Genomic DNA, 8,429 nt, shown 5'->3' with positions numbered 1-8,429 from the left:
AGAGAGGCAAAAAAAATTCATAAAAAATATACAATAGATATGGTGCATACACGGCCCGGCGTTCCTGCGCTTGTAGGTTTGTGGATGAAAAAAAAATTTGGTATAAAATTTCTTAACGACATTAGAGAATTTTTTGCAGACAGCAGGGTGGATGGAAAAATGTGGGATATGAAAAATCCTTTGTTTAAAATAATATACAATTTTTTTAAAAGAAAAGAAACCCAGGCAGTTGCAGAAAGTAATGGCATTGTTTGCCTTACTTATGCTGCAGAAAAAATTATTAAAAACTGGCCGGAGTATAAAAAAGATATACCATTAAAGGTTATTCCCTGCAGTGCCGATTTAGAACTTTTTAATCCGGAACAAATAAACGAATCTGAAAAAAATAGTTTAAAAAACGAATTAGGAATAAATGGAAACGATTTTGTAGTAAGCTATTTGGGATCCATTGGTGGCTGGTATCTTACTGATGAAATGCTGGAGTTTTGCAGTGTGCTCAGTAATAAAATACCGGCGGCAAAATTTTTATTTATTTCACCCCACCGCCACGATGAAATAATTGCAGCTGCAGTTAAACATAATATTGGTGCTGATAAAATTATTACAAAAAAAGCAAGCAGGCACCAGGTACCGCTTTTATTATCGTTAAGTCAGCTTTCGATTTTTTTTATAAAACCGTGCTATTCCAAACAATCATCTTCGCCAACAAAACATGGCGAAATTATGGCAATGGGCATCCCTTTAATAACAAACAGTGGTGTGGGTGATGTGCAAACAATTGTAGAAAAATATCACTCTGGCCTGATAATTCATCAGTTTAATGAACAGGAGTATGAAACGATTGCGAAAAAAATTGCAACAGGTATTACTTTTGATACTGACATAATTAAACGAGGTGCTGAAGAGTTTTACTCTCTACAATCGGCTATTGAAAAATATAATATAATTTACAGCAGTATATTACTTCAATAAATTATTTTGCATAAGCTTTGTTTATTTTTTATAAAGAACTTTATACCTGATTGATGAAAAAAAAATACTTAATTATTGGTGCTGGATTTTCGGGGACAGTTTTAGCCAATCAGTTGATTGGTAAACTTGATTGCACCATTGATATTTGGGACGAAAGGGATCATATTGGGGGTAACTGCCACACTAAACGTGATGAGCAAACAGGTATAATGGTACATCAGTACGGCCCACATATTTTTAATACTGATAAAAAAGAAATTTGGGATTTTGTAAACAGCTTTGTTGAATTTAAGCCTTATGTACACAGGGTAAAAGCAATGAGTGATGGTAAAATATATTCATTGCCGGTTAATTTGCATACCATCAACCAGTTGTTTGGTAAATCGTTTACACCATTGCAGGCAAAAGAATTTTTAGAAACACTTGCAGATACAACTATAACAGATCCACAAAATTTTGAAGAGCAGGCTTTACGTTTTATTGGTAAGGAATTGTATTACGCATTTTTTTATGGTTACACCAAAAAGCAGTGGGGCTGTGAGCCAACAGAATTGCCTGCATCCATTTTAAAAAGAATTCCGGTAAGATTTAATTACGACGACAACTATCACAATAATATTTATACAGGCATACCGGTTGACGGCTACACTGCATTAATTGAAAAATTAATTGATAATAAAAACATTTACGTTTCTCTTAATAAAAAATTTAATCCTGTGGATGATGTAAGCAGCTATGACCATGTTTTTTACACTGGCCCTATTGATGCTTATTTTAGTTTTAAATATGGCAGACTTGGTTACCGGACTGTAACATTTGAAAAACATTATGCCGATGGCGATTACCAGGGCGTAACGCAAATGAATTATTGTAATACAGAAGTGCCTTATACACGGATTACAGAGCCCAAACATTTTACTTATTGGGAGCAACACGATAAAACTGTTTATTTTAAAGAATTCAGTAAAGAAACCGGGCCATCAGATATACCTTATTATCCTAAACGCCTGGCTAACGATAAACAATTACTACTGCAGTACCGCAGCGATGCACAACTACAGCACAAAGTATCTTTTTTGGGAAGGCTTGCTACATACAGATATATGGATATGCATAATGTAATTGGCGAAGCGCTCAATTTTTCAAATTTGTTTATGTACGCTGCAGCTAATGGCGGCACTCTTCCCGTTTTCCCTAACGACGAAAATTAAGTGCATCATCATTATTTTTTTGAGCAGATAGAAATAATTTTTATCTGCAATTAAATTGTTATCATACGTTTGTCTGATAATAACTATAAAGCATTCGTCACTTATCGTAAAACTACGTAGTAAAAAGTCTCTATTTTTTATTGCTACTGCTATAAAACGTGGGTATTGCTAACTAATTATTTTTTTAATTAGACGATATGCAATAATCATTTTTGAGTACCGTTATATCATTGTCCAAATCTTATTAAAAAAACCAAATTTACCCTCCTATGGAAAAGGTAATTGCTGTGGTTGTTACATACAATCGTCAGGCACTGCTTTCTGAATGTATAACCGCACTGCGTAATCAAACACGTAAGCCAGATGCAATTTTAATTGTAAACAATGGCAGTACAGATAATACAGAACAATGGTTGCAGCAGCAACCAGATATTCATTTCATCAATCAAAAAAATGTAGGATCAAGCGGTGGTTTTAGCACAGGTATAAACTGGGCTTATAAAAATGGCTATTCGTGGATATGGTGCATGGATGATGATGGTTACCCTAAAGAAGATGCATTAAATAATATTTTAGAAGCAGATGACGGCACATTAAGATTATACAATTGTGCTGTATTAGATAAAGAAAATAAAAAATCTTTTGTTTGGAAAACCGGCGAATACAAAACCATTGATGAAGTTAAAAATAAAATAATTGAAGGCATTGGACATCCTTTTAACGGCACCATGCTGCACAGAAGAATTATTGAAAGAGTGGGTGTGCCGCAGCCAAAATTTTTTCTTTGGGGCGATGAGAGTGAATATTACTACAGGATAGTTAAGCAAAACGAAATCCCTGTTTGTACAGTTGCTGACAGTATTCATTATCACCCGGCAGCTGCATTTTCTTATAAGCAGGACTGGGATTATAAAACAGCATGGAAAATGTATTTCTATATTCGTAACAGGCTGCACATTCATAAAGCAAAATTCAGCAACAAAATTTTGGCACTTATTAATTACTGTTGTTTTTTAGCAGCATTTGCAGGTATAGTGTTAGTGTATCAAAAAACAGATAAATTAAAAAAACTAAACTTTCTTTTATGGCCTGCAGCAGATGCGTTTACAAATAATTTCAATGTAACACCACCGCTGATTTTAGAGAAATTAAAAAGTAACGCAGAAAATAATTACAATAATGGTTTTATAAACTCCATTAAAAATGTTTGGGCTGCATTATTTACACCAGCTGGTATGGTTAAGAAAATGCAAACCAGGTAAAATATTAAACCTCGAAAACTACACCTCAACATCCTGCTTATTTTTAAGCAGGATTTCTTTTTTCTTATTTGTTATGTCCAGTATAAGAAACATGGCAATAACATAAAAGGGCATGCAGGGGATTTTATAGCGGCATAAAGTACCAAAGTTGGGAGTGGTTGCACCCACAAATAAGGCAAAAAATAAAGAGAACCCAATACAGTACATAATAGTGGGATCGGTCCATAGCCTGAAAAATTTTACTATACCTGCACTGCGAAAAGCTTTTAGAGTAAGAAGTATAATTGCAAGACTTTCTAACGAAGAAAGTAAGGTGGAAGGCTTTCGGGTTTCCCAAATAAATGGCCTGTACAACGTTGCAATAACTGCGGCAGGTGCCATTTTAATAAGGCTTGATACAGAACCGTCAAATTCTACGCCTAAAGAAAAATTAGATTCTGCTATGTCGCCTTGAGCGGCATAATTTTGTTGATAATTTTTTATTGTAGTAGTGATACCCTTACCTGCAAACTTTACCATTGAATCCTGCAGCTGATTCATTATTCTGGTAAAACTTATCATTATACCAATAAGCATAATAGTACCCACAGTAATTTTGGCAAAAGAACTTTTTAAAAGGTTTAAGTTTTTTAATGCTAAAAACAAAAGAAAAAACGGTAAGTACGATACAAGTATATAAATTTTAAGTGCAACCAAGGTATATCCTGCTGCTATTATAATAAACATGTTTGTAGGTAAATTTTTCTTTTTAACCAGTATTTCATAAAGAGCGAATGTAAGCCAACCAAGTGCGCCTGTACATAACGGGTCTTTTAAAATACCCGAACTCCAAAAAACAAATGTGGGTAAATATAAGATGGCAATAGCTAATTGTTTATGCAGGTGCGGATACAAAGCATAAAAGAAGCGATATAAACGCCATACTCCCGAAAATGAAATCATGGAAAAAAATAAACAGGTGATAAGATATTTACCTGTAGAAAAAAATGAAAGTAAGGTTACAATCCGGCATACTGTAAAATTATTAACATCCCTGCAGTAGCCTAGGTTCCAGGGGTCTGCCAAAAGGCCGCTTTCGTCATACACTGTTCCAGGGGAAAGAAGAAAGCGGACGTTGGAAAAATCTTTTAAAATGAGTTTATATATGTTAACCCCCTCTACCTGATAAAGCACATAAGAATCGCCGGGAGAAATTTTCCAGTTAAAAAGTACAAAAGGAATTACTGCCAGCGCTTTTATCCAAAAACCATGCTGGTGATAAACCTGTAAAACAGGGTCATTTAATTTTTTTCGGCCACTGCTAAAAAAAAGATAGAACAGCAGTAAATAAACCGGATATAATATCAAATCTGCAATTCCCATATAATAAAAGTAATTTAATTTAAAACACCTGCTGTATTTTTTATATTGGTAAAGTTTTAAAAATCAAATTTATCTTAATTTGTGGCGCACACTTACAAATTAAGAAGTTATTTTGCAGCTTACTGATATTGTATGCATAAAAAACTCATTCGTATTACTACAGTGCCAATGGAATTGCTTTATTTATTGCCAGGGAAAATGCAGTTTATGCAGCAAAACGGATTTGAAGTGTTAATGATAAGTGCTGATGGTCCAGAACTTAAAGATGTGATTAAAAATGAAGAATGCAGGCATATCATTGTCCCTATGACGAGAAAGATAACTCCATTGCAGGATTTAAAATGTCTTATACAACTAATAAAGATTTTTAAAAAAGAGAAACCGGATATTGTACATTCTCATACACCCAAAGCTGGCTTACTGGGTATGTTAGCCGCAAAAATCTGCGGCGTAAAAATAAGAGTACATACTGTAGCCGGTATGCCTTTAATGGTGGAAAAAGGGTTTAAACTGCAGTTGCTGAAATTTATTGAAAAACTTACTTACAGTGCTGCAAACTATGTTTGGCCCAACAGTAAATCCTTATACAATTATATTGTTGAAAATAAATTTACAAGCCCGGCTAAATTAACTATTATTGGCAAAGGATCTACCAACGGTATAAATACCCAACGTTTTTGTAAAGAGGCCATTAACGAAAACAGCCTGCAGGAAATAAAGAGCAGTATAAATTATTCAACAGAGCATACTTACCTGCTTTGTATTGGCAGGCTGGTAGCAGATAAAGGCATTGTGGAGCTGGTAAATGTTTTTCTATCGCTGCAAAAAAAATATACAGCTCTAAAATTAATTTTAGTAGGAGATTATGAACAGGAACTGGATCCTTTACCCGAAAAACTAATGCAGCAAATAAAAACTAATACCAACATTATACATATTAAATGGACACAGCAGGTAGAATACTTTATGCATATTGCCAATTACTTTGTTTTCCCTTCTCACCGGGAAGGTTTTCCTAATGTACTGTTGCAGGCTGGTGCAATGGAGCTGCCCATTATCTGCAGCCGTATTGCAGGAAACATAGATATTGTTCAGCATAAACAAACCGGGTTACTTTTTGAGTGTGGCAATCAACAACAAATGGAAGAGCAAATAGCATTTGCCTTTACAAATTTTAATGGAATGAAAATGATGGCACAAAAATTAGCAGAAGTAATAGAAACGGACTTTCGCAGGGAAAATATCTGGCAATCATTATTGCAGCAGTACCAATTCTTAATAAACCAGCCAAACTAACATTTACAAATAAAGAACAGGCTGTTTAAGCATATATCCTGTATTCATTATCTTTGCTCACTTAAATTATGAATAATCAATTGCAGGAAATAAAGGGGAAAACACGGGATTTACCTATACCTCTGTTACCCTATATAAAACAGGCGGTTTTGATAAGGAAAACTGAAGAAAAATTGCTGGAACTTTTTTCTCAGGGTAAATTAAATGGCACAGTCCATACCTGTGTGGGGCAGGAGTTATCAGCAGTTGCAGTTTTAAATAACCTTTTAACTGACGATTTTATTGTATCAAATCATAGGGGCCATGGGCATTATATTGCCAGAACTGGCGATGTAAAAGGGTTAATTGCGGAAATACTTGGAAAAAAAAGTGGTTCGGCAGGAGGCATTGGCGGAAGCCAGCATTTAGCAAATCATAAATACCTGTCTAATGGCATACAGGGTGGAATGACTCCCGTAATCAGCGGCATAGCACTTGCCAACAAATTAAGAAATAACAATAATATTGCAATTTCTTTTACAGGTGATGGAACATTGGGCGAGGGTATTCTTTATGAGTCTTTTAATATCGCAGCAGTTTGGGAGCTGCCAGTATTGTTTGTGCTGGAAAATAACGGCTTTGCTCAATCTACCAGTATGCAGCAAACTTTTGCCGGCTCAGTACAAAAACGGGTGGAAGGGTTTGGATTAACTTATTTTGAAACCTCAACACAAAACCTTGAAACACTTTTAGAAATTTGTGCAAAAGCTAAAGACTATGTAAGAAACAATGGAAAGCCCTGCGTACTGGAAATACATACCCAGCGCCTGAATTCACATTCTAAAAGCGATGACAACAGAAGGGTGGATGAAGTATCGGAGGCACAGAAAAAAGATTACCTGAATATTTTTAAAGAAAATTTTCCGGATCAATATCTGGAAATGGAAACACTCGCTGTAATAAAAATAGAAGAATGCCTTGTTGCTGCAGAAGCTGCAGAAACCCTCACATTTTATACTAATTTACCGCAACCCCAACTTCAAAAAAATATAAGGTATAAAAAAGTAACTGCCCGGTCAGATAAAAGATTTAATGTATTACTGCACGAAACATTTAAAAAACATTTCAGTAATGATGCCTTTATAATGATTGGAGAAGATATTCAAAATCTTTCTTCTTTTACAGAAAAGCCGTATGGAGGCGCATTTAAAGTAACAGGCAATCTGAGCGATCTTTTCCCGGGAAGAATAAGAAACACTCCTATAAGCGAAGCGGCAATTGTTGGTATAGGAACAGGGCTTGCTGTAGAAGGGTTCAGGCCAATTATAGAAATAATGTTTGGCGATTTTCTCACTCTTTGTTTAGATCAGTTGTTGCAGCATGCCTGCAAATTTAAAAAAATGTTTAATGGCAGGGTTAATGTTCCACTGGTGATTCGTACACCCATGGGAGGTAAAAGGGGGTACGGCCCTACACACAGCCAATCGATAGAAAAATTCTTTTTAGGTATTCCGGATTTAACAGTGCTGGCGCTTAATCACCGGTTGCATCCCGAAATAATATATGATGCCATTTTTGAAACCTGTAATGATCCGGTGCTGGTAATTGAAAATAAAATTTTGTATACCAGAAAATTAAATGAAGGTGTTATTGATGGATTTTTAATTGAACAAACAGAAGATGTTTTCCCATCAATAAGAATTAGTCCGGAAAATGTAACTGCAGATGTAACCGTTGTTTGTTATGGAGGCATGCTGGAAGATGTAGAAAAAGCTGTGCAACTGGCATTTGATGAAGCAGATATTCTTTGCGAAATTATTTGCCCTGCCTGTTTACATCCGCTGGATATTTCGCCGGTTGCCGAATCAGTAAATAAAACAGGCAGGCTTTTAATGGTGGAAGAAGGCCCGGGATTTGCAGCACTGGGTGCCGAAATTATTGCAACCCTGGCAGAACAATCCATACCGGTTAAAAAGACAATGCGGATGAATAACCATACCATTATCCCCTGCTCTTTTACTGCCGAAAATAATCTTTTACCCAATCCCCAAACTATTTTACAAAGTATAAAAGAACTTAAAAATGGCCAGTAATATTATAGAAATACTTACACCAAAAGAAACAGTAAGCGACGATAGTTATAAAATAAGTTCTATAATTTATAAAAATGGCGAAGAAGTAAAAAAAGGGCAGCTCATAGGGAGTTTCGAAACTTCCAAAGCGGATATTGATGTAGAAGCTCCTGAAGAGGGCTTTGTGTTTTACCCTGCTTTTAAAACTGGCGATACAATAAAAGTAGGAGAAGTATTTGCCGTAATTAATAAAACAAATGAATACCCCGAAAATT

7 protein-coding genes are annotated in these 8,429 nt (G+C 35.3%); 6 read left to right on the top strand and 1 reads right to left on the bottom strand.

Features of this window, described 5'->3' with window-relative positions; all coding sequences use genetic code 11:
* The 3 genes from ACY65O_RS07225 to ACY65O_RS07215 form a co-directional block, all read left to right on the top strand.
* A partial coding sequence (locus ACY65O_RS07225) for a glycosyltransferase (RefSeq protein ID WP_462220181.1) occupies nt 1-972 on the top strand: 972 nt, incomplete at its 5' end.
* 53 nt (nt 973-1,025) lie between these two features.
* Nucleotides 1,026-2,183 (top strand): UDP-galactopyranose mutase, encoded by a 1,158-nt coding sequence (gene glf / locus ACY65O_RS07220; protein ID WP_462220180.1) that lies wholly within the window; start codon nt 1,026-1,028, stop codon nt 2,181-2,183.
* Between the two features lie 269 nt (nt 2,184-2,452).
* Nucleotides 2,453-3,445 (top strand): glycosyltransferase family 2 protein, encoded by a 993-nt coding sequence (locus tag ACY65O_RS07215; protein ID WP_462220179.1) that lies wholly within the window; start codon nt 2,453-2,455, stop codon nt 3,443-3,445.
* 18 nt (nt 3,446-3,463) lie between these two features.
* On the opposite strand, the gene ACY65O_RS07210 is transcribed toward ACY65O_RS07215, so the two are convergent.
* Entirely contained in the window at nt 3,464-4,807 is a 1,344-nt protein-coding gene (locus ACY65O_RS07210; RefSeq protein WP_462220178.1) for a hypothetical protein, read from the bottom strand.
* A 132-nt stretch (nt 4,808-4,939) separates the two neighbouring features.
* On the opposite strand from ACY65O_RS07210, the gene ACY65O_RS07205 reads away from it, so the two are divergent.
* The 3 genes from ACY65O_RS07205 to ACY65O_RS07195 all read left to right on the top strand — a co-directional run.
* The gene (locus ACY65O_RS07205) at nt 4,940-6,103 is read left to right on the top strand and encodes a glycosyltransferase family 4 protein (protein ID WP_462220177.1); all 1,164 of its coding nucleotides are present in this window, start codon (nt 4,940-4,942) and stop codon (nt 6,101-6,103) included.
* A 149-nt stretch (nt 6,104-6,252) separates the two neighbouring features.
* Complete coding sequence (locus tag ACY65O_RS07200; protein ID WP_462220176.1) at nt 6,253-8,175, top strand: dehydrogenase E1 component subunit alpha/beta; 1,923 nt, start codon at nt 6,253-6,255, stop codon at nt 8,173-8,175.
* The coding region (locus tag ACY65O_RS07195) for a lipoyl domain-containing protein (protein ID WP_462220175.1) at nt 8,165-8,429 on the top strand (265 nt) is incomplete at its 3' end. The genes ACY65O_RS07200 and ACY65O_RS07195, both read left to right, overlap by 11 nt.

It is taken from the genome of Ferruginibacter sp. (genome assembly GCF_031430955.1).
In the GTDB taxonomy this organism is placed as follows: Bacteria; Bacteroidota; Bacteroidia; order Chitinophagales; family Chitinophagaceae; genus Ferruginibacter.
The sequence above is the reverse complement of the archived record's forward strand: the minus strand, read 5'-3'. Positions and strand labels throughout refer to the sequence as shown.